Here is a 21,971-nt window from a genome sequence, read left to right on the forward strand (position 1 = left end):
TTCCCACGGCTTCGGCCGCGCCACCTCGCACCCCCGGATCATCAGTCCCGGAGTGATCCAACCACCTCGAAGATCATTTCGTTAGGAGTTCTAAGGGGCGTCCGTCGCGTAGCGCCGGCGCAGTTCCACCTTGCGCACCTTGCCGGACACCGTCATCGGGAACGCGTCGAGGATGGTCAGCCGGCTCGGGATCTTGTAGTGCGCGAGCTGTCCGTCGCAGAAGACGCGCAGTTCCTCCAGCGTCAGCGGATCGTCCGTGTCCCGCGGGATGACACAGGCCAGCACCTCCTCGCCGTACCGCTCGTGCGGCACGCCGACGACCTGGACGTCGGCGATCTTGGGGTGGGCGTAGAGGAACTCCTCGATCTCGCGCGGGTAGATGTTCTCGCCGCCCCGGATGATCATGTCCTTGATCCGGCCGACGATCTCCACGTAACCGTCCTCGCGCATCACCGCCAGATCGCCGGTGTGCATCCAGCGGCCCCTGTCGATCGCCTCGGCGGTCTTCTCCGGCTCCTCCCAGTAGCCGAGCATCACGCTGTATCCCCGCGTGCACAGTTCGCCTGAGGTGCCACGCTCCACGGTCACGCCGGTCGCCGGGTCGACGATCTTCACCTCGATGTGCGGCAGGACGCGGCCGACGGTGCCGGTGCGGTGTTCCAGGTCGTCCTCCATGCGCGTCTGGAGGGACACGGGGGAGGTCTCCGTCATGCCGTAGCAGATGGAGACCTGCTCCATGTGCATCTCGGCGACCACCCGCTTCATCACCTCCACCGGGCAGGGCGAGCCCGCCATGATGCCGGTGCGCAGGGTGGAGAGGTCGTAGCCGGCGAAGTCGGGGAGGTTCAACTCGGCGATGAACATGGTCGGCACGCCGTAGAGCGAGGTGCACCGCTCCTGCTGCACGGCCTCCAGGGTGGCCCTCGGGTCGAAGGACGGGGCGGGGATGACGATGCAGGCGCCGTGGGAGGTGGCGGCCAGATTCCCCATCACCATGCCGAAGCAGTGGTAGAAGGGCACCGGGACGCACACCCGGTCCTGCTCGCTGTACGCGATCAACTCCCCGACGAAGTAACCGTTGTTGAGGATGTTGTGGTGGGAGAGCGTGGCGCCCTTGGGGAAGCCGGTGGTGCCCGAGGTGTACTGGATGTTGATGGGGTCGTCGCAGGAGAGCTCCGGGAACGGGGCCGGTGTGCCGCGCGCGATCAGCGCGTCCCAGCTCGGATCGCCGATGTAGGCGGTCTCCCGCAGCGCCGGGCAGCGGCCGCGCACGTCCTCGACCATCGCCCGGTAGTCGCTCGCCTTGTGGTGGAGCGAGGCGAACAGCAGCGAGACACCGGCCTGGTCGAGGACGTACTCCAGCTCATGGGTGCGGTACGCGGGATTGATGTTCACCATGATGGCGCCGATGCGGGCCGTGGCGTACTGGACCAGGACCCACTCGGGGCAGTTGACGGCCCAGATGCCCACCCGGTCGCCCTTGACGACCCCGCTGGCCAGCAGCGCGTACGCCAGCCTGTCGACGTCCGCGGCGAACTGCGTGTACGTCCAGCGCCGCCCGGAGACCACGTCGACCAGCGCCTCCCGGTCCGGCCAGGCGGCGACGGCCCGGTCCAGGTCGGCCCCGATCGTGTCGCCGAGCAGGGGCGTGTCCCCGGTCCCGTGGGTGTACGAGTTCACCGGAAGTCCTCCTCGCGGTACTCGGCGTCCGACCCCGCGGCGGTGGCCTCGCGCAGTTCGATACGGCGGATCTTGCCCGACACGGTCTTGGGCAGCGGCCCGAACTCCAGGCGGCGCAGCCGTTTGTAGGGCGCGAGTACCTGGCGTGAGTGCTCGAAGAGCACCTTGGCCGTGTCGGGTCCGGACTCCCAGCCCTCCGCGAGCACGATGTACGCCTTGGGCACCGCGAGCCGCAGTTCGTCGGGCGCGGGCACGACGGCCGCCTCGGCGACCGCCTCGTGCTCCAGCAGGGCGCTCTCCAGCTCGAACGGGCTGATCTTGTAGTCGCTGGCCTTGAAGACGTCGTCGGACCGGCCCACGTACGTGATGTAGCCGTCGGCGTCGCGGGAGCCGATGTCGCCGGTGCGGTAGTAGCCGCCCGCCATCGCCTCCGCCGTACGGTCCGGGTCGCCGTGGTAGCCGGTCATCACGCCGACCGGACGGGCGGAGAGGTCGAGGGCGATCTCCCCCTCGGCGGCGCCGGGTGCGCCGGTCACCGGGTCGAGCAGTTCGACGCGGTAGCCGGGGCTGGGCCGGCCCATGGAGCCCGTCTTCAGGGGCTGGCCGGGGCTGTTGGAGACCTGCACGGCCGTCTCGGTCTGCCCGAAGCCGTCCCGGACGGTCACCCCCCAGGCGCGCCGCACCTGTTCGATGACCTCGGGGTTGAGCGGTTCACCGGCGGCGACGACCTCGCGGGGCGGGGTGCGCAGCGCGCTCAGGTCGGCCTGGATGAGCATGCGCCACACCGTCGGCGGGGCGCAGAAGGTGGTGACACCGGCCCGGTCCATCTCGGCCATCAGACGGGCCGCGTCGAAGCGCGTGTAGTTGTGGATGAAGACGGTCGCCTCGGCGTTCCACGGCGCGAACAGGTTGGACCAGGCGTGCTTGGCCCAGCCGGGCGAGGAGATGTTCAGGTGCACGTCGCCCGGTGTGAGGCCGATCCAGTACATGGTGGCCAGATGCCCGATCGGGTACGAGGTGTGGGTGTGCTCGACCAGTTTGGGGCGGGCGGTGGTGCCGGAGGTGAAGTAGAGCATCAGAGGGTCGTCGGCGCCGGTCGGCCCGTCGGGGGTGAACGTGCCGGAGGCCCCATGGGCGTCCTCGTACGCCGACCAGCCCGCGGGGGCCCCGCCGACGGCGATCCGGGTGTAGTCGCCGGGTACGTCGTCGAACTTGCCGGTGTCCTCCGAGCGGACCAGGACGTGCCGGACGTGTCCGCGCTCCACGCGGTCGCGCAGGTCGGCCGGGCCGAGCAGCGGGGTGGCCGGGATGACGACGGCGCGCAGCTTCATGGCGGCGAGGGCGGTCTCCCACAGTTCGGCCTGGTTGCCGAGCATGACGAGCACGCGGTCCCCGGCGCGTACGCCCCTCTCGCGCATCCCGTTGGCGACGCGGGCGGAGCGTTCGGCCATCTCGGCGAACGTCAGCCGTACCTCGCTGCCGTCCTCCTCCACGATGTGCAGCGCGAGCCGGTCGTTCCCGGCCGCGATGGCGTCGAACCAGTCGAGCGCCCAGTTGAACCGCTCCGGCCTGGGCCAGCGGAAACCCTCGTACGCCGTGGCGTAGTCCTCGCGGTGTTCGAGCAGGAAGTCCCGCGCCCCGCGGAACAGCTCCGTCCCCGTCTTCATTCGTCCTCCTGGTTACCGGACCTTGCCGGGCGGCCCTCTGCCATCGTGTAATCCGTGACGTGGGTCTCACTACCCCCGAACGGGGGTGTGCGCTCGGGACGCAGCGGGTGAAGGGGCGAGCAGGTGGCAGTGGACGCGGCCGCAGCGGTGGAGATCGGGCGTGGGCTGGCGCGTCTGCGCCGCTCGACCGGGCTGCCGGTCGCGTTCGGCGGCCTGCTGGAGCCGGGCCGCCCGCGGGTGCGCATCAGCGAGCTGAACGGCACCGCCACGGACGCCCTGCGCCGGCTCGCGGTCGCCGCGGGCAACGGCCTCGGCGGCAAGGCCGTCGCGCTGGCCCGCCCTTGCGCGGTGACCGACTACTCGGCCTCCCGGCAGATCAGCCACGAGTACGACGCCGCCGTCGCCGCCGAGGGCCTGTGCGCGGTGGTGGCGGTCCCGGTGGTCGTACGGCGCCGGGTGCGCGGTGTCCTGTACGGCGCCCTGCGCACGGCCCAGCCGCTGGGCGACCGCACCCTGACCGCCGCGGTGGACGCGGCGCGGGACGTGGAGCAGGCCCTGGTGGTGCGGGACGAGGTGCAGGGCCTGCTGGAGGCGGCCCGGCCGCAGGCCGCGCCGGCCGAGGGAGGTGCCGCCTGGGAGCAGGTCCGGGAGGCGCATGCGGCGCTGCGGGCGCTGGCGCCGCGCATCGGTGATCCGGCGCTGCGCGCGGAGCTGCTGGACGCGGCCGGCCTGCTGGCGGTGGGGTCCGGGCCGCGGGCCGTGCAGCTGGCGCCGCGTGAGGTGGACGTGCTGGCGTGCGTGGCCGAGGGCGCCACGAACGCGGTGACCGCCGGACGGCTGGGCCTGCGCGCGGAGACGGTGAAGGGCTATCTGCGGTCGGCCATGCGCAAGCTGGGCGCCCATACGCGCGGGGAGGCCGTGGTGGCGGCGCGCCGGGCGGGGTTGCTGCCGTAGCCGTGTACACGGACCGGTGGGTGCGGCGGGCGGTCCCGGACGGGGACGGCCCCGTTCCCGCGCGGCGAGGCCCGGCGGGGCCGGGCGGGCCGCTCGGGACGACTCACCATTCATGCATCGATGCCGTGAATTTCTCTATGCGAGCCGGCTGTTATTCGGCTCACCTCCCCGCGGCTCCGAATTTCAAAGAACCGTTGCCTAATATTGGCCCGAACACGACACATGGAGGGGAGCGGTGACCGTGCCACGGGACTTCAAGGAGCCTGCCGGCTGCCGCTCCGACCAGGTCATCGGGCGGGCCGAGTTGGTCACCGCGGCACGCGAGCAGCTCGCGCGCGGCGGCAGCGTGCTGCTTCACGGCCCGGCCGGAATTGGGAAGTCGACGGTCCTGCGGTCATTGGCCGCGGAATACGGCCACGAGGCACGAGCCGTCTTGCGCTGCTCCCCCACCGAGTCCGAATCCCACCTTCCCTTCCTGGCCCTGGCCGACCTCCTCGGCCTCGTCCTCGACGAGGTGTCCGGGCGGCTGCCCGCCGCCCAGCGCACCGCCCTGGAGGCGGCGCTCACCGGACGCGGCGAGTCCACGCTCCAGCGCGACGGGCTGGCCCTGCGGCTCGCCGTCCTGTCCGCGCTGCGCGCCCTGGCCGACGCCGGGCCCGTGCTGATCGTCGCCGACGACGCCCAGTGGCTGGATCCCGCCAGTGCCGAACTCCTCGGCTTCGCGGCCCGCCGGCTCGGCGGGACCCCGGTGCGGATGCTGTGCGCGGTGCGCACCGAGAGCGAGGAGTACGACCAGCATCTGCGCGCCTCCCCGCCGGACACCCTGGCGATACGCCTGGGCCCGCTGTCCCGGGCCCAGTTGTCCGTCCTGCTCGACCGCCGCGGCTACACCGGTCTGCCCCGCTCCACCGTCCGTGACATCCATCGCACCAGCGGCGGGAACGCCCTGTTCGCGCTCGAACTGAGCCGGGCCCTCGCGGAGAACGCCACCCCGCCCCGCCCCGGCGAGCCCCTGCCCGTGCCCACCTCGCTGCGCGCCCTCGTGCTGAACCGGCTGGAGATGCTGTCGGAGGAGGCCCGCCGCACCCTCCTCGTGGCCAGCGCGGGCGCCCGCCCCACCCTGGCCCTGCTGCACGCGGCCGGGCGGGCCAACGCGGAGGCCGAGACGGCCCAGGCCGCCGCCCTCGGGCTGCTGGCGACCGAGCCGGAGGGACCGGCCGTACGGTTCGCGCACCCCATGATCTCGGCCGCGCTGTACGCCGAGGCGCCCGCGCAGGAGCGCCGGGCCGTCCACGCCGCCCTGTCCACGGCCGCCTCCGACCCGATCGAACGCGCCCGGCACCTGGCCCTCGCCACCAGCGGCACCGACCCGGAGGTCGCCGCCCGGCTGGCCGAGGCCGCCGCACTGGCCCGCGACCGGGGCGCCCCGTCGGTGGCCGCCCAGCTGTGCCTGCTCGCCGCCCGGCACACCCCGGCGGACGGCGACCCGAGTCCGGACGCGCTGCGGCTGAAGGCCACCGAGGACGCGATCACGGCGGGCGAGCTGGACCTCGCCCGGGACATCGCCCGCGAGGTGCTGTCGCGTACGTCGGTGCCCGCGGAGCGGGTGCGGGCCTGGATCGCGGTGATCGAGACCGCGGGCCACGCCATGTCGGAGGTCGACGCGATCTTCCCGCAGGCCCTGGCCGACGCCGGTGACGACCCGCGGCTGCTCGCCCTGGTCCACTACCAGCTGACCTGGCGGGCCGTGCTGGTCAAGGGCGACTTCGACGAGGCGCGCGAGGAGGTCGCGTACGCCGCCGAGCTCGCGGCACGGGCCGGCGACCGGTACACCGAGTTGATGGCGCTGGCCTTCCAGGCCCAGATCGAGACGCTGATGGGGCATCCGGACGCGCCCGCGACCATCCGGCGCGCCCTGGAGGAGCCGCAGGACCCGCGCGTGGCCTGCCACCACAACGGCGCCGGGTACTCCCGCTTCCGCTGGCTGATCATGAGCGACCAGCTGCCGGAGGCCCGGGCGGCCGTCACCGGGCTGCTGCGCGAGGTGCGCCGGCACGGATGGGTGGAGAGCGAGGTGCACTTCCTGCGCGGGGTGGCCGAGACCGAACTGCACTCCGGTCAGTGCGGACGCGCCCTCGACCTGGCCCGCGAGAGTCTGCGGCTGGCCCGGGACACCGGCATCGGCGAGGTGGCGTCGGCGGTGCTGGCGTCCCTCGCGGAGGCGGCGGGCGGGCAGGTGGACCGGGCGCTCGCGCTGGCCCGGGAGGCCGTGGAGCACGCCGAGGAGGACGGCGACCAGATGTACGTCTCGCGTGCGCTGGCCGCGCTGGGGCACGCCGAGCTGGTGGCGGGCGACGTGCAGGCGGCGGTGCGGTCGCTGCGCCGGGTGCGGGAGGTCGAGCAGGGCCTCGGCATCACGGACCCCGCGCGCGGGCGGTGGCACGGTGACCTCGCCGAGGCACTGGTGGGCACCGGTGAGCTGGCGGAGGCGCGGGACCTCATCGACGTCACCCGGGCGCAGGCGCTGCGACTCGACCGCGACAGCGTGCTGGGCGTGCTGGACCGGGCCGAGGCGGTGCTGCGCGCCGCGCACGGCGACCGGGAGGGGGCGGTGGCGCAGCTGACGGCCGCTCAGGACCGGCTGGGCGACCTCGGATACGGCCTGGAGGCGGCCCGCGCCGCCTTCGCGCTGGCCCGGCTGCGCCCCGACGCGGGCCCGGCCGCCTACGAGGAGGCGGCACGGCTGTTCCGCCGTTGCCGGGCGCTGCCGTGGCTGCGGAAGGTCGAGGCGGCCGCCGCGGAGCGCAGTGCGGCGGCGCTGCCCCCGCCCGCACCGGCGCCGGGCGGCCCGGCGGGCCTGGACGGGCTGGCCTCGATGGAGCGTCAGGTCGCGGGCCTGGTGATGGAGGGCGCGACGAACCGGGAGATCGCCGCGCGCCTGTTCATCAGCGTCAAGACCGTGGAGGCGACGCTGACCCGGGTGTACCGCAAGCTCGGCATCCGTTCCCGGGTCGACATCGTCCGTCTGGCGGCGGGGCGCCGGGCCCCGTGAGGCGGGGGCCCGGGGCGTAGACGTGCCGTGGGACTGCCGAACCGCGTACCGGGCCCCGTGGGTCGTACGGCGCGGGGTCGGCGGTATGTTCGGGCGGAGTTCACCCCATTGCGTCGGCGCGCCCTGGTTTACCCGGCACGACCGAGGGTTTTCCCTGCCCAACTCCCTTAGGGGGTTCCCTCATTGGGCAGGGGATCAGCCGGGACCTACCTTGTGGGTGTGCCGCTCGCCGGGCACGCGGGGTCGGTCCCCCGGCCCCACCGAGACCTACCGCCCGCGCGACCCCCCACCGGCCATCCCCCCACCGAGGAGTCTCCTTGTCCGGGCTCACCCGTGCCAGAAGGACCGCCGTCGTCACGGCGGCGGCCGCCGCCGCGGCCGCGCTGCTCAGCGCCCCCACCGCTGAGGCCGCGTCGTCCCGCGTCGTCGGCGGGACCACGACCACGACGTCCGCGTACCCGTTCATGATGCAGATCACGGACGCCTCGCAGAACCAGTTCTGCGGCGGGACGCTGGTCTCCCCCACCAAGGTCGTCACGGCCGCCCACTGCATGGCCGGCGAGAGCCCCGGTGGCGTCCGGGTCGTCGGCGGCCGCACCTACCTCGACGGCGGCGAAGGCACCGTCGCCAAGGTCGCCGACATCTGGGTCCACCCCGACTACACCACGGCCACCAAGGGGGACGACGTGGCCGTACTGACCCTGTCGACGTCGATGCCGTACGCCACCGCCGGCTACGTCGGTTCCTCGGACACGGGGGTGTACGCCGCCGGCACCGGCGCCCGCATCCTCGGCTGGGGCACCACGTCGTCGGGCGGCAGCTCCTCCAACCAGCTGCGTACGGCCACCGTGCCCACGGTGTCCGACTCGAGTTGCGCCGGTTCCTACGGCTCGGACTACGTCGCCTCCGACATGGTCTGCGCCGGGAAGACGTCCGGCGGCGTCGACTCCTGCCAGGGCGACAGCGGCGGTCCCCTGCTCATCGGGGGCGTCCTGGCAGGGATAACGTCCTGGGGCGAGGGCTGCGCCCAGGCGGGGTACCCGGGTGTGTACACCCGGCTGACCACGTTCTCGGCCGAGGTGACCGACCAGGTCCGGTCCTAGCCGGGAAACACAGACCAGGGGGCGTTGCGGGCCTCCACGAGCGGCCCGCAACGCCCCCTGTCCATGCCCGCCTCCTGCCCTTGCCCACCCCGGATCGGGCCCGGCACGGGCCTGGCACGCCGCCGGTGGCCCCTGTTTGAATGAGCCGCGCGCGGGATGCACGGGACAGGGGTGAGGGCATGGTGTCCATCGACCGGATGCCGGCGTTCGCGGCGATGTCGCTGCTGGTGATCGCGATTCCGGGACCCAGCGTCCTGTTCGTCATCGGCCGCGCCCTGGCGCACGGGCGCCGCTCCGCCGTGGCGACCGCGCTCGGCAATGTCGTCGGCTCGTACCTGCTGGTGATCGCCGTCGCGGTCGGGATCGGCTCCCTCGTGGAGCGGTCCGTGACCGTCTACCTCACGGTGAAGCTGGCCGGTGCCGCCTATCTGGTCTGGCTCGGGGTGCAGGCGTTCCGGCACCGCAAGGAGCTGAAGGTCTCGGCCCTGCACACCGGCGCGCGGGAGCCTGCGCGCGGCGATCTGCGCACCCTGCTGGACGGCGTACTCGTCGGCGCCACCAACCCCAAAGGGGTGGTGTTCTTCGCCGCGGTGCTCCCCCAGTTCGTGGACCACTCGGCAGGGCATGTGCCGTTGCAGATGCTGGTGCTCGGCCTCGTCCCCATCACCATCGGCCTGGTCACGGACACCCTGTGGGGCCTGACCGCCTCCGCCGCCCGCACCTGGTTCGCCCGCTCCGACCGCCGGCTGTCCCTGATAGGCGGCGCGGGCGGCTGCACGATGATCGGCCTCGGCGTGACGGTCGCGGTGACGGGCCGCGCGGACTGAGCCCGGGCGGCCCGGTCTCCCGGCTCACCCGTCGGAGGCGTCCACTGCCCCGTGGACGACCGACTGGTCGCCGTTGAGCACCGCGTTCACCGTGCGGTGGCCGGAGGCACAGGGGCCCCTGACGGGAGTGCGTCGGGGCCGTCCTGCCCGGTGATCCCGAACGGGTTTCGGAGGCACCCCGGTTCGCGGACTCCGTACGGTCGCTGCCGCCGCCGGACGGCACCACCGCGCCCGAACTCCCCGTCGCCCCACGTGTTTTCGGCCATGCCGACCCCTTCGTTCGCGCCACCGGCGGGCCCTCGCACAGACCCGGCCACGCGGGGTCCGCAGGTGGCCGTCCGGGCTGCTGTGCCCGGGCACGCACACAGCGTGAAAGCTGTTACGATCATCGTACTTTCGGCAGACTGACGCGTCGTCATGTCGCGGGCGCGGGGGGACAGTCGCCTCCAGGACCCCATCGCGAAGGAGTCGCTGTGGACCCGTGCACCCGGCCCGACGGGCGGGCGAGCCGACGGCCCCGGAAGGAACCAGGCTGTCCGGCCGTCGCCACCCCGCAGGCCGGCGTACTCCACCACCGATGAACCCGCCTCGCTGAACAGCAGGCAACATCCGTCCACAGAAGGCGTGTTGGCCTTGCGGAGGAACGGTGGCGCGCTCTCGGGCGCTGTTACGCCGGTGATAGCATCCCCGCATCTGCGACCTTGATCCACTTACTTCAAGCGTTGACTTGAGGTCCGCACGCTCAGGAGCCACAGAGTTCGGGCGGGCGGCATGGTCTGTCGTGGGTGCGTACTCGCGGGGGAGTTATCCGTCTACGTCCGCATTTCATGCGCCGGGAAAGGTTTCCATGTCTCGAGACGCGCTTGCGTGGTGCCTGGTTGCGATGACGGCGATAGCCGTCGCAGCGATCGTGGCACTCGTCGTCCGCAACAGAGCCCTGGGGAGGAGAAAGCAGCAGGCCGAGGATGCGCTGAAGACGGAACTCGCGTCCGCACAGGGCCACCTCACCGCGGTGCAGGCCGAGTTGGCCCGGTACAAGCACCAGTTCGACACCACCATCCGGCAGGCGGAGGAGGCGGCCGAGGACAGCACCAAGGCGGTCCTCAAGGGTTCCGCCCGCTTCCTGCAGAGCCTGGCCGCCGAGCAGATGACCGTCCTGGAGGGCATCCAGGGCAAGTACGGCAACCACCCGGTCCTCGCGGAACTCCTCGAAGTGACCCACGCGAACGCGCAGATGCAGCGCAAGGCGCAGGGCATCGCCGTGCTGTGCGGCGCGCCGGCCGGCCGACGCAACCGGCCGGGCAACGTGTACGACGTGGTGCGCAACGCGCAGTCGCAGATCCGCAACTTCCGCCGCGTCGAGATCATGCAGCAGACCGGTTTCGCGCTGAAGGCGTCGGCCGTCTCCCCCGTCGCGCTCGCCGTGGCGGAGCTGCTCGACAACGCTGCCAGCTTCTCCCAGCAGGACGCACCGATCGAGGTGACGTTCCAGCGGATCCAGAAGAACCTGTGCATCGTCATCGACGACGCCGGTGTCGGCATGAACGACGAGGAGCGGCAGCGGGCCACCGCCCTGCTGTCCGGCGACTTCGTCCCCCGGCTCTCCCAGCTCGGCAACCAGCCGAAGTTCGGCTTCCCGCTGATCGGGCTGCTCGCCCGCCAGTACGGCTTCCGGGTCGACGTCACGGGCATCTCCCGGTACGGCGGCGTCCGCGCCGTGGTGCTGCTGCCCGAGGAGCTGTGGACGGAGCAGCAGCCGGCTCCCGTGGAGGAGGCTCCGGCCCCGGTGAGCATCGTGCGCGACGAGCAGTCCGCGCCGAGCCGGCCGCGCACCGTGCACGGCCTGCCCAAGCGCGTGTCCCGGGCGACCGCCCCGGACGACCAGCGGCAGCCGTCCCGGACGGTCCAGGACACCGGCCGCGTCTCCGGACGCAGCCGGGGCGCCCTGGGCGCTCTGCAACGAGGCACCATCTCGGGCCGCACGTTCGATTCCGCAGCCACTGAAGGGCCCGAAGACGCATGACCACCGACCTGTCGTGGATGCTCGAAGACATCGTGACCAACGTGCCCAAGGCACGGCACGCCGTCTTGCTCTCCGCCGACGGCATCTCGCGGGGGGCCACCCAGGGTCTCGTCGACGACGACCTGAGGACCATCTCGGCCGCCATGGCCGGCATGCAGGCACTGAGCCGTGCCGCGGCCCGTTTCATCGAACCGGTGCAGGACCCGCGGTGGCACCAGACGATCATCGAGTTCTCGCACGGGTGGATCTTCCTCATCGGGGCCGGCCAGGGGGCCTATCTGGCCGCCGCCGCGGAACTCGACGTCGACATCCAGCAGATCTCCTTCCGGATGCACCGGCTCGTGGCGCGTCTGGGCAACAATCTGACGACGCCGCCGCGGGTCGACGCCGAGGAACCGTCCCTGCACGGGGCGGGCGCCTCCGGCGGGACGAAGGCGGGCGGCCGGAGCGGCACGGTGCTCGCCGACCTCGACGAGGTGATCTCCGGAGTGCACGGGGCGCGGCACGCCGTGCTGCTGGGCGCGGAGGGCCTGCCCCTGGGGGCGACCAGTGGCATCGACCGGGACCTGGTCGACACCATCTCCGCCGCCATGATGGGCATCCACGCCTACAGCCGGGTCACGTCCCAGTTCGCCGGGATCCAGGCGGGCGCGGAGTGGCGGCAGACCGTCATCGAGTTCGGGCACGGCTGGATCTTCCTGATCGCCGGTGACCACGGCCGTCTGCTGGCCGCGGCGGCCGAACACGACACCGACATCGAGGAGTTCACCACGCGTCTGGGCGAGGTGGTGCCCCGGCTGAGCGAGGAGCGCGCACCGGGACGGGAGGCTCCGAGCGATGTCTGACGCACACGACTCCGACCCGGAAGTGGAACTGACGTCCGCGTTAGTCCCGTTCTTCGTGATCACCAACGGCCGCGCTCTGCCGCCGGACCAGCAGTACGAACGCACCGCCCTGGTGACCGCGCACAAGGACACCGCCGCCACGGCCCGCACCCTCGCCCCCGAGGAGCAGGCGATCATGGATCTGGTCGCCAACCGCATGCTGGCCGTGGCCGAGATCGCCGGCCGCACGCACCTGCCGCTCGGCATCGTGCGCATCCTGCTGGCACAGCTGGAGGAGAGCGGTCTCGTCCTCGTCCGCAAGCCCGCCCCCCGGGCCGACAGCAAAGACCGAGAACTGCTCAGTGCCGTCCTCGAAGGCCTGAAGAACATCGGAGCGTAACCCGTGTACCTGGACGCAGACGACGTGCGCTCGGTGAAAGTCCTCGTCGTAGGGCCCTTCGGAGTCGGGAAGACCACCTACATCGGCAACATCTCCGAGATCGAGCCCCTGCAGACCGAAGAGGAGATCACCGAGGCGAGTGTGGGCTATGACGACCTGTCGCGCACACCCGACAAGACGACCACCACGGTCGCCATGGACTTCGGCCGGCTCACGCTCAGCGACGAGCTGGTCCTCTACGTCTTCGGAACGCCCGGTCAGGAGCGTTTCAAGGAGATGTGGGAGGAGCTGTCCCGCGGAGCGCTCGGCGCGCTCCTCATCGTCGACCCGGAGCGGCTGGACGAGTCCTTCCCGGTCCTGGACCTGGTCGAGCGCTTCGGCCTGACCTACGCCGTGGGCGTGAACCACTTCGAGGGGGCGACCACCTACCCCATCGACGAAGTCCGCGAGGCGCTGAACCTGCACCCGGACACCCCCGTCGTGGCCTGCGACGTACGCGACCAGAAGTCCGCACTCCAGGCCCTGATCGCCCTCGTGCAGCACCTCATGTCCCTGCTCGACTAGGAGTTCGCCATGCAAGAACCCCACACCACGCGGGGCATACCCGCCGGGTGCCCCGCGCACGGCAACGCGCAGATGTACGGCCCCGAGTTCGCCGCCGACCCCGAGGCCACCTACGGCCATCTGCGCTCCCTCGGCCCGAGCGCGCCCGTCGACATCGCGCCGGGCGTCGAGGTCGAGCTGGTCACCAGCTACGACGCCGCGCTGTACATCCTGCAGAACCCGGCGTCGTTCGTCCGTGACTCGCGCCGCTGGAACGCCCTGAACGAGGGGCGGGTGCCCGCGGACAGCCCGGCGCTGCCCATGATGGGCTACCGGCCGAACGCCCTGTTCAGCGACGGGGCGGCGCACGCGCGGCTGCGGCAGGCGGTCGTCGACAGCCTCGCGACCGTCAACGAGCTGCATCTGCGCCGCAAGGTGCAGCAGTCGGCGGACTACCTGGTCAGCCAGTTCGGCTCGGACTCGTTCGGGCAGGCCGAGCTGATGGCCGCGTACGCCATGCCGCTGCCGCTGCTGGTCTTCAGCGAGCTGTTCGGCTGCCCGCCCGAGATCGGTGACCGGGTCATCACCGGCATCAGCGGCATCTTCCAGGGCACTCCGGGTGCCGACAAGGTGCTGGGGGCGGCGCTGGCCGAGCTGATCGCCCTCAAGCACCGTCGGCCCGGCGAGGACCTGACGACCAAGCTGATGCAGCACCCGGCGCGGCTGAGCGACGAGGAGGTCCTGCACCAGCTGGTCACCCTCCTCTCCGGCGGCACCGCCCCGCTGGCGGCCGCCATCGGCACCAGCACGGCGCTGTATCTGAGCGAGGACGCGCAGGCCGCGCTGCCCGTCGAGGACGCCGTCGCGCAGACGCTGTGGAACTTCGCGCCGATCGCCAACTACGCCGGCCACTACCCGACGCACGATGTGCAGCTGGGCGGCAGGGTCCTCCGGGCGGGCGACCCCGTCCTGATCTCGTTCGCGGCGGCGAACACCGATCCGAAGCTGGCGCAGCACCGTGAACAGCTCAGCGCCAAGGCGCATCTGGCGTTCGGCGCCGGCCCGCACGCGTGCCCGGCCAAGGACCCGGCCTTCATGATCGCGGTGAGTGCCGTCGAGTGCCTGCTCAACGGGCTGCCCGACCTCGAGATGCGCGTCCCCTTCAAGGACCTCACCTGGGGAGAGGGGCCGTGGAGCCGTTCGCTGGCGTCGCTGCCCGTCCGGTTCAGCCCGCGTCCGGCCGGCCCGTCCCCGGCCGAATCCGCTCGCTCGACCGCGCCGCAGCCGGCCGCGTCGGTCCCGCAGCACACGGCGACCGCACATTCCCAGCCAACCGCCCAACCCGCCCACCCGCGAGGCCTGTTCTCCCGCTTCCGTGCCTGGCTCGGCGGCGAGTGACGAAGGTAACCCTCACCTGATCTCCCTAAGTGGATGCTTCAATCAGCGCATGGGTACGTATGGCGGCTGATCTCCCTGAAAGGAGCCGCCATCGTGGTGGTGGACGCTCGCCCGTCGCACGACCGTCGTTCAGCCGTCAGCCTCTTCGCCCGTCTGCGGACGGCGGAGGGGCAGGCCGACCCCTTTCCCTATTACGCCCGGCTCAGAGCCATGGGCCCCGTCACACCCGCCCCATGGGGCAATGTGCTCGTCACCGGTTTCGACCTGTGCGACCAGATCCTGCGCTCGCGTGACTGGCTCGAACCGGACAAGCGCTGGCGCGCCCAACAGGGCGCGGGCACCCGCTGGAACGCACCCTCCTCCCAGGAGATGAGCAACACGCTGCCCGCGCTGAACCCGCCGGACCACACCCGAATACGCAGGGCAGCAGGAACGTTCGGCCGCAAGACCCTGGAGCGGATCGGACGCACGGTCGGCCGCACCACCGACCGCCTCCTGCTGTCCCTCACCGAGCAACTGCGATACGGCACCGCCGACTTCGTCCCCCTCGTGAGCGAGGAACTGCCCGTCGCCACGATCGGCGACTGGCTCGGCCTCCCCGCGGCCGACTGGCCCCGGCTGCGCGAACTCACCCACGAGCAGGTCTTCACCCAGGAACTCCTGCCTACGGCAAGCCAGTTGGCCCGCTCGGACGCGGCGACGGCCGAACTGCGCACGTATTTCATGGACCTGGTCCGCCGCCGTCGCGCACAGCCCGGCGACGACCCGGTGTCCCTGTGGATCCACACCTTCGACACCCTGGAACCCGACCGGGACCAGGCCGACGAGTCCGTGTACTTCCTCGCCCTCTTCGTACTGCTCGCGGCGCTGGAGACGACGTCCACCCTGCTGTCCACCATGGCGCTGCGGCTGCTGGAGCAACCGCTGCGCTGGGATCTGCTCGCCGCCGACCCCACCCTGGTGCCCGCCTTCGTCGAGGAGACGCTGCGCCACGACCCGCCCACCCATGTGATCAGCCGTGTCGCGGCCGATGACACCGTTGTCGGGGACGTCGAGGTCCCCAAGGACGCCATGGTCCACCTCATGGTGGGCGCCGCGCACCGCGATCCGGCCCGTCACCCTGACCCGGACCGCTTCGACCCCGAACGGCCCCGCTCCGACCACCTCGCCTTCAGCAACGGCATCCACTACTGCCTCGGCGCGCCCCTCGCCCGGCTGGAAGCCCAGACCCTCCTCCACCACATGATCAGCCGTCTGCCCCGCCTCACGCTCGCCCAACGCCCCACGTGGGCGCCCCGGGTGGCCTTCAGGCGCCTGTCGAACCTGGACCTCGCCCTCGCATGACCGAGACCCCCGCCCCCCTCACCCTGCGCGCGCTCAAGGCCGTGGCCGTCGACGAGGACGGCCCGGTCCTGCACGTACGCCTCAACCCCGGGCAGGGTGCCGACACGCTCGGTGTCGCCGCCCTGGACGATCTCCTGGCCGTCCTCGACGGCCTGCACGAACGACCCGACCTGCGCGTCCTCGTCCTGTCGTCCGACGGCGAGGACTTCTGCCTGGGCGCCGACCGCACGGAGTACCAGGAGTCCCTCGCCGCGGACCCGTCCGGCGGTGACCTGCGGCGCGTCGCGGACAAGGCGCAGCGGCTGTGCCAGGCGCTGGAGACCACCCACGTCGTCACCGTCGCCCGCCTGCACGGCAAGGTCGTCGGCGCGGGCCTCGCCCTCGCCTCGTACTGCGACCTGCGCGCCGCCGCCGACACCACCCGGTTCCGTATGCCCGAGGTGGGGCTGGGCCTGCCGCCCGCCTGGGGCGGGGCCATGGGCCGTCTCGTCGCCGAGGCCGGCGCGGCCCGGATCCGTGAACTGATGCTCACGTGCGACCTGTTCGACGCGGCCACCGCCCAGCGGCTCGGCCTCGTGCACCGGACCTCCCCCGCCGACACGCTCGACGCGGTCGTCCGCTCCTGGGTGAGGCCGCTCCTGCGCAGACAGCCGGAGGCGCTCGTGCTCACCAAGCGGATGCTGGCCGGCTACGCCCGCGCCGACCGCACCGCCGACCTGTCCCTGCTCGACTCGCACCTGCTCACGGCACGGCTGACCGCCCCCGCCGCGCGCCCCTAGCCGGAACGCACACGCCCCGGTCCTCCGCCCCGCCCGCCGGGGGGGGGAGGGACCGGAAGTGCGAGCGTGCCGCTCAGCGGACGACGGTGCCGAAGCGGACGTCGTAGGACTCCCGCGGGTGCAGTACGCCGAGGACGCGCTCCGCCTCCTCCGTCACCTCCGCGCGCTGTGCCTTGCCGAGAGCGGAGAACGGCTCGATGACGAGGGCGTCGCCGATGAGGCGCCACACGCCCGCGAGGAAGCCGTCGACCAGCAGCGGGCAGTAGAAGGTGTTCGCCTGCCAGGTACGGCCGCGGTTCGCGGGCGGGATGACCCGGCCGCGGTCGGCGTGGGAGAGCACGAGGTTGTCGAACTCGGGCAGCAGGCGCGGCGGCGCCGGGGTCTCCGGGTCGGGGCGCGGGGCGTCGGGCAGGTCGAACAGTTCCACGCCGTTCTCGTCCCGGAAGGTGACCAGCTCCGGTCGCAGCCGCTCGAAGACGGCACGCATCCGGGTGAGACCGGCCCAGGTCTGCATGTCCTTCACGGACGCCGGCCCGAAGGCGGCCAGATAGCGCAGGACGGTGTCGTCGGCGGAGGCGGCCGGCTCGGCCGGGCGCCCCAGCCAGTGCTCCAGGGTCGTCAGGGACACCTGAGCGCTGCGGCCCCACTGTCCGCGCGGGGTGATCTGCACCAGCGGGAGCCGGCAGCGGGCGGCCACGGCCAGCGACTGCGGGTCGGCGTCCGGCCACTCGGTGCTCAGCGCCTCACGGAGCTGCCTCATCGTGCGCGGCTCCTCCTCGACCAGCGCGCGGGCGAGCGTGGCGAGCCGGTCGAGGTCGACGCCCACGAGGCCCTTGCGGAAGTAGGTGATCTCACGCTCGCGGGCGGGCTGCACGAGCGGGCGCAGCGTCAGGCCGTCGTCGGCGGTGTGCAGGTGGATCGTGGAGCGCATGGTGACCATGCGGACCAGCGACCGGTCGCCGAGCGGTGCGGACAGCGCCTCGGGCGTGAACCCGTCGAGACGGGCGGCGAGCGCGTAGTACGGCGGCTTCACCTCCTGCGCCTGGAGGCCGGCGAGGTGCGTGACCGCCTCCGGGACGGTGAGCGGTGAGCGGCGCAGCAGCAACTGCCGTGCCAGCGTCGCGCGATTGAGGGCGCGGGTGCTCAGGACCGGGTCCGTGCCGCTCATCGCCCTCGCCGCCTTCGTCGTGGAGGAGATCCGCTTCGTCATGTTCCGCAGGGTACGGAGGATCGAGGACGGATCCTGTCCTCTTGCGAGCGGTCGGGCGGGAGGTCCGGCCCGCGTCCGACCGGGATCGGGGGCCGGTCCGACTGGCGGTGCCGGGCTACGTCATTCGGTGGCCTTTGACCGCCTCGGCGTTATTCATATCAGCCGATTTCCTATTCATTCCACTATCCGGCTCTTGGTGCTGACCCGCCGTCACGAGGCCCTGAACATAGTCGAGGAGAGTGGAAGATGAGGACACCGCCTGGATGGCGATCCGTCCTGGCGCCCGCCGCCATGGCAGCCGCGCTCGCCGCAGCCGCCCTGGGGAGCACGGGCTCCGCCTACGCCGATGACCACGCCACGCCGTACCCGGCCCACCCGGCCCCGGCCCACGGCTCCCAGCCCGTGTACCCGGCGAAGCCGGGCCAGCCGGTGCACCCGGCCAAGCCCGCGTACCCGGCGAAGCCGGAGCGGCCGGTGCACCCGGCCAAGCCGGAGCGGCCGGTACACCCCGCCAAGCCGGAGTACCCGGCCCATCCGGAGAAGCCCGCGTACCCGGCGAAGCCGGAGCGGCCGGTGCACCCGGCCAAGCCGGAGCAGCCGGTACACCCCGCCAAGCCGGAGTACCCGGCCCACCCGGAGAAGCCCGCGTACCCGGCGAAGCCGGTCAAGCCTGAGTACCCGGCCAAGCCGGTCAAGCCTGAGTACCCCGCGAAGCCCGCCTACCCGGCGAAGCCCGCAAAGCCTGAGCACCCGGCGAAGCCGGCGTATCCGGCGAAGCCCGCCAAGCCCGACTACCCCGCCAAGCCCGCGTATCCGGCAAAGCCTGCGAAGCCCGAGTACCCGGCCAAGCCTGCGTACCCGGCGAAGCCCGCCAAGCCTGAGTACCCCAGCAAGCCCGCCTACCCGGCGAAGCCCGCCAAGCCGGAGTACCCCAGCAAGCCCGCCTACCCGGCGAAGCCCGCCAAGCCGGAACTGCCGTCGAAGCCTGCCTACCCGGCAAAGCCCACGAAGCCCGAGTACCCGGCCAAGCCCGCCTACCCGGCCAAGCCCGCCAAGCCCGCCAAGCCGGAGATGCCGTCGAAGCCGGCCTACCCGGCAAAGCCTGCGAAGCCCGAGTACCCGGCCAAGCCCGCCTACCCGGCGAAGCCCGCCAAGCCGGAGCTGCCCTCGAAGCCTGCCTACCCGAGCAAGCCGAGCAAGCCCGCATACCCCGCCAAGCCCACGAAGCCTGAGCAGCCGTCCAAGCCCGCATACCCGAGCAAGCCCGCCAAGCCCGAGCAGCCGAGCAAGCCGGCGTACCCCAGCAAGCCGAGCAAGCCGGCGTACCCGAGCAAGCCCGACCGCCCCAGCAAGCCGGCGTACCCCAGCAAGCCGGCCAAGCCCGACCACCAAGCGAAGCACGGCAAGGGTGGACACGGGGACAAGGGGGGGCACGAGGGGCACGACGAGTGATCCGGGGCTGACGCCCTGAGCGGTGCCCGACGAACGGCCGGACCCGGACCACCGGGGCCGGCCGTTCCGCGTCCGGGCCCCGCGCACACCAGAAACCCCCCTTTCGCCGACCGCCCCCGAGCGCGACGGTCAGGGCAGTTCCTGCTCGGCCCAGATGATCTTCCCGCCGGATGTGTAGCGGGCGCCCCAGCGGTGCGCGAGCTGGGCCACCAGGAACAGGCCCCGGCCGCCCTCGTCCGTGCTGCGGGCGTGGCGCAGCCGTGGGGCGGTGCTGCTGGCGTCGGCGACCTCGCAGGTCAGCCGGGAGTCGCGCAGGAGCCGTAGACGCACGGGGGGTTCGGCGTAGCGGATCGCGTTGGTGACCAGCTCGCTGACGATCAGTTCGGTGGTCATCGCGAGGTCGTCGAGGTGCCAGGCCGCCATCTGCCGGGTGACGCGGGCACGGGCGTCGGCGACGGCGGCCGGGTCGACGGGCACGTCCCAGGAGAAGACGTCCCCGGCGTCCAGGGCCCGGGTGCGGGCCAGCAGCAGGGCGACGTCGTCGGGCTGCTGCTGGGGCACGAGGTCGCGCACCGCGGACGAGCACAGGGTGTCGAGGTCGAGGTCGCGCCGGGAGAGCAGGTCGGCCAGCCGGGCCATGCCGCTGTCGACGTCGGCGGTCTCGCTCTCGACGAGGCCGTTGGTGTAGAGGCCGAACAGGCTGTGCTCGGCGAGTTCGATCTCGGCCGACTCGAAGGCCAGGCCGCCCAGCCCGAGCGGCGGTCCGGCCGGCGGCTCGGGGTAGGACACCTGTCCGTCGGGCGCCACGACGACGGGCGGCGGGTGTCCGGCGCGGGCCATCGTGCAGCGGCGGGTGACGGGGTCGTAGATCGCGTACAGGCAGGTGGCGCCGAGGAAGCCGGCCCCGCCCGTGTCGGACTGCTCCTCGCTGAGCCGCAGGACCAGGTCGTCGAGGTGGGCGAGGAGTTCGTCGGGCGGCAGCTCCATGTCGGCGAGGGTCTGCACGGCGGTACGCAGCCGGCCCATGGCGGCCGCGGCGGCGATGCCGTGACCGACGACGTCGCCGACGACGAGCCCGACCCGGGCGCCCGACAGCGGGATGACGTCGAACCAGTCGCCGCCGACGCCGTCCGTGGGGTCGGCCGGGCGGTAGGCGGAGGCCACTTCCAGCCCCGTGCCGCCGGTCAGCGCCTGCGGGAGCAGACTGCGCTGAAGGGTGACGGCCGCGGTGTGCTCCCGCGTGTAGCGGCGGGCGTTGTCGACGCAGAGGGCCGCGCGGGCCACCAGCTCCTGGGCGACGAGGACGTCGTCGGGCCGGAAGGAGGCGGGGTTGTGCGAGCGGACGAACGTGGTGAGGCCGAGCGCGGTGTCGCGGGCCCGCATGGGCACGCAGATCAGCGAATGCAGACCGTAGGCGCGCATGTTGGCCGCCCGGCGGGGCTGTTCGGCGGCCCACCGGGAGTCGAACGGGTCGAGGACCGGGATGAGGACGGGGCCGCCCTCGTCGAGCAGGTGCTCGTCGTACGGCGGCGGGACGAAGTCGACCTTGTCGCCCACGCGCGCGACGGCTTCCGGGCAGCCGTCGCGGACCGACCGCAGTCCGGCCCGGCGCATCGCCGCCCCGACGAGGGCCGGGCCCGCGTCGCTGAGCCAGGCGCCGTGCCCCTCGGTGCTGAGCACCGGCTCCAGCAGGTCCACGGTGACGAAGTCCGCGAACGCGGGCACGGCGAAGTCGGCGAGCTCCTGCGCGGTGGACAGCACGTCGAGGGTGGTGCCGATGCGGGTGCCGGCCTCGCTGACCAGGGTCAGATGCCGACGGGCGGTCCACCGCTCGGTGATGTCCAGGACCATGTAACAGACCCCGCTGACCGTGCCGTCGGGGTCGACGAGCGGGAAGAACGACGTCGAGTAGGCCCGCTGTCTGTGCGGGTCGGACCAGCTCCAGCCGACGTACTCGTAGTCGGTGACCGGGGCACCGGTCTCCAGGACCTTGCTCATCAGGCCCTCGATGGTCTCCGTCTCGAGACCGGGCAGCAGGTCGCCGAGGCGGCGGCCGAGCCGCTGTCCGCGCGGCACCCCGCCGAGGCGCTCCAGGGTGTCGTTGAGCCAGACGTAGCGCAGCCGCCTGTCCACGACGGCCATGCCGACCGGTGACCGGGTCAGGAAGCCGTTCAGGACCGACTCGCCGACGACCCACGGCGACGGCCGGCCCCGCGCCGAGACCAGGTAGCACTCCTCCTGGCCGACGCGGAAGCCGGGAGAGACCCGTACGTCGACGTCGACGACATGCCCGTCGTGGTGCCGGACCGGGAACCGGCCGCTCCAGCCCGAGCCGGAGCGGCAGCGTTCGGCGACCGCCTCCGCCCGCGCCCGGTCGTCGGGCGTCGCCAGCAGGTCCAGCCCCGACGTCCCGACGACGTCGGCCGCCGGGAGTCCGAGGAGGTCCTCCGCGGCCCGGGTCCAGGCGATCACCAGCCCGCCCGCGGAGACGACGGCGGCGGCGTCGCCGGCCGCGTCGAAGGGCTCCCGCCGGGCCTCGGCTCCGGGGGTGTCCGGGGTGTCTCGCGGCGCGTCCATGGCTCCTCACGCAGCGTCCGTGGGTCCCGTCGTCACAGGACCCATGTTCCTGCTTGCGTCTCCGGCGCGCACGGGCGGCCCGCCCGGTGCGCGCGGAGCGCGGTGGAGAGAGCATGGAGGTGCCGGCCCCGCCGTCGC

General features: G+C 72.6%; 16 protein-coding genes. 12 read left to right on the forward strand and 4 right to left on the reverse strand.

The features are described from left to right. Positions 1-90: 90 nt before the first annotated feature. Both ABZ899_RS30550 and ABZ899_RS30555 read right to left on the reverse strand, forming a co-directional pair. Complete coding sequence (locus tag ABZ899_RS30550) at positions 91-1,680, reverse strand: AMP-binding protein (protein ID WP_361352278.1); 1,590 nt, start codon at positions 1,678-1,680, stop codon at positions 91-93. Further along, positions 1,677-3,347, reverse strand: a complete 1,671-nt coding sequence (locus ABZ899_RS30555) for an AMP-binding protein (protein WP_361352280.1) — start codon at positions 3,345-3,347, stop codon at positions 1,677-1,679. Before ABZ899_RS30555 ends, ABZ899_RS30550 begins: the two co-directional genes overlap by 4 nt. Positions 3,348-3,470: 123 nt before the next feature. On the opposite strand from ABZ899_RS30555, the gene ABZ899_RS30560 reads away from it, so the two are divergent. The 11 genes from ABZ899_RS30560 (at position 3,471) to ABZ899_RS30610 (ending at position 16,594) form a co-directional block, all read left to right on the forward strand. Next, complete coding sequence (locus tag ABZ899_RS30560) at positions 3,471-4,301, forward strand: helix-turn-helix transcriptional regulator (protein ID WP_361352283.1); 831 nt, start codon at positions 3,471-3,473, stop codon at positions 4,299-4,301. A gap of 235 nt (positions 4,302-4,536) precedes the next feature. Further along, positions 4,537-7,353 carry an AAA family ATPase gene (locus tag ABZ899_RS30565; protein ID WP_361352286.1) on the forward strand — a complete coding sequence of 939 codons (2,817 nt, stop codon included), beginning with the start codon at positions 4,537-4,539 and terminating at the stop codon, positions 7,351-7,353. 317 nt (positions 7,354-7,670) lie between these two features. After that, the gene (locus ABZ899_RS30570; protein ID WP_361352289.1) at positions 7,671-8,456 is read left to right on the forward strand and encodes a serine protease; all 786 of its coding nucleotides are present in this window, start codon (positions 7,671-7,673) and stop codon (positions 8,454-8,456) included. 179 nt (positions 8,457-8,635) lie between these two features. Beyond that, positions 8,636-9,283: a LysE family translocator gene (locus ABZ899_RS30575; protein ID WP_361352292.1), complete on the forward strand. Its 648-nt coding sequence runs from the start codon at positions 8,636-8,638 to the stop codon at positions 9,281-9,283. An 883-nt stretch (positions 9,284-10,166) separates the two neighbouring features. Continuing rightward, positions 10,167-11,306, forward strand: a complete 1,140-nt coding sequence (locus ABZ899_RS30580) for an ATP-binding protein (RefSeq protein ID WP_361352295.1) — start codon at positions 10,167-10,169, stop codon at positions 11,304-11,306. Beyond that, positions 11,303-12,151 (forward strand): roadblock/LC7 domain-containing protein, encoded by an 849-nt coding sequence (locus tag ABZ899_RS30585; protein ID WP_361352298.1) that lies wholly within the window; start codon positions 11,303-11,305, stop codon positions 12,149-12,151. The genes ABZ899_RS30580 and ABZ899_RS30585 overlap by 4 nt, the downstream gene beginning before the upstream one ends. Further along, a complete protein-coding gene (locus ABZ899_RS30590; RefSeq protein ID WP_361352301.1) occupies positions 12,144-12,530 on the forward strand; it encodes a DUF742 domain-containing protein in 387 nt (128 codons plus the stop codon). The genes ABZ899_RS30585 and ABZ899_RS30590 overlap by 8 nt, the downstream gene beginning before the upstream one ends. Positions 12,531-12,533: 3 nt before the next feature. After that, positions 12,534-13,094, forward strand: a complete 561-nt coding sequence (locus tag ABZ899_RS30595) for an ATP/GTP-binding protein (protein ID WP_361352304.1) — start codon at positions 12,534-12,536, stop codon at positions 13,092-13,094. A gap of 9 nt (positions 13,095-13,103) precedes the next feature. Continuing rightward, complete coding sequence (locus ABZ899_RS30600) at positions 13,104-14,471, forward strand: cytochrome P450 (protein WP_361352307.1); 1,368 nt, start codon at positions 13,104-13,106, stop codon at positions 14,469-14,471. Positions 14,472-14,564: 93 nt separating this feature from the next. After that, on the forward strand, positions 14,565-15,815 hold the full coding sequence (locus ABZ899_RS30605) for a cytochrome P450 (protein ID WP_361352310.1): 1,251 nt from the start codon (positions 14,565-14,567) through the stop codon (positions 15,813-15,815). Beyond that, positions 15,812-16,594, forward strand: a complete 783-nt coding sequence (locus ABZ899_RS30610; protein WP_361352314.1) for an enoyl-CoA hydratase/isomerase family protein — start codon at positions 15,812-15,814, stop codon at positions 16,592-16,594. The genes ABZ899_RS30605 and ABZ899_RS30610 overlap by 4 nt, the downstream gene beginning before the upstream one ends. Positions 16,595-16,667: 73 nt before the next feature. Here ABZ899_RS30610 and ABZ899_RS30615 read toward each other — a convergent pair whose 3' ends face one another. After that, positions 16,668-17,804 (reverse strand): winged helix DNA-binding domain-containing protein, encoded by a 1,137-nt coding sequence (locus tag ABZ899_RS30615; protein WP_361352317.1) that lies wholly within the window; start codon positions 17,802-17,804, stop codon positions 16,668-16,670. A gap of 246 nt (positions 17,805-18,050) precedes the next feature. Between ABZ899_RS30615 and ABZ899_RS30620 the strand changes: the two genes are divergently transcribed. After that, positions 18,051-19,256, forward strand: coding sequence for a hypothetical protein (locus tag ABZ899_RS30620; RefSeq protein WP_361352320.1), 1,206 nt, complete (start codon positions 18,051-18,053; stop codon positions 19,254-19,256). A gap of 129 nt (positions 19,257-19,385) precedes the next feature. On the opposite strand, the gene ABZ899_RS30625 is transcribed toward ABZ899_RS30620, so the two are convergent. Further along, positions 19,386-21,833 (reverse strand): SpoIIE family protein phosphatase, encoded by a 2,448-nt coding sequence (locus tag ABZ899_RS30625; RefSeq protein WP_361352323.1) that lies wholly within the window; start codon positions 21,831-21,833, stop codon positions 19,386-19,388. Positions 21,834-21,971: the final 138 nt, after the last annotated feature.

This window comes from Streptomyces sp. NPDC046859 (assembly GCF_040645135.1).
Taxonomy (GTDB): domain Bacteria; phylum Actinomycetota; class Actinomycetes; order Streptomycetales; family Streptomycetaceae; genus Streptomyces.

Bases quoted from the DNA above. Each gene is read 5' to 3' on its own strand.
- ABZ899_RS30585 (WP_361352298.1), top strand. From the start codon at position 11,303: ATGACCACCGACCTGTCGTGGATGCTCGAAGACATCGTGACCAACGTG.
- ABZ899_RS30615 (WP_361352317.1), bottom strand. From the start codon at position 17,804: ATGACGAAGCGGATCTCCTCCACGACGAAGGCGGCGAGGGCGATGAGC.
- ABZ899_RS30590 (WP_361352301.1), top strand. From the start codon at position 12,144: ATGTCTGACGCACACGACTCCGACCCGGAAGTGGAACTGACGTCCGCG.
- ABZ899_RS30610 (WP_361352314.1), top strand. From the start codon at position 15,812: ATGACCGAGACCCCCGCCCCCCTCACCCTGCGCGCGCTCAAGGCCGTG.
- ABZ899_RS30625 (WP_361352323.1), bottom strand. From the start codon at position 21,833: ATGGACGCGCCGCGAGACACCCCGGACACCCCCGGAGCCGAGGCCCGG.
- ABZ899_RS30575 (WP_361352292.1), top strand. From the start codon at position 8,636: ATGGTGTCCATCGACCGGATGCCGGCGTTCGCGGCGATGTCGCTGCTG.
- ABZ899_RS30580 (WP_361352295.1), top strand. From the start codon at position 10,167: ATGACGGCGATAGCCGTCGCAGCGATCGTGGCACTCGTCGTCCGCAAC.
- ABZ899_RS30600 (WP_361352307.1), top strand. From the start codon at position 13,104: ATGCAAGAACCCCACACCACGCGGGGCATACCCGCCGGGTGCCCCGCG.
- ABZ899_RS30620 (WP_361352320.1), top strand. From the start codon at position 18,051: ATGAGGACACCGCCTGGATGGCGATCCGTCCTGGCGCCCGCCGCCATG.
- ABZ899_RS30555 (WP_361352280.1), bottom strand. From the start codon at position 3,347: ATGAAGACGGGGACGGAGCTGTTCCGCGGGGCGCGGGACTTCCTGCTC.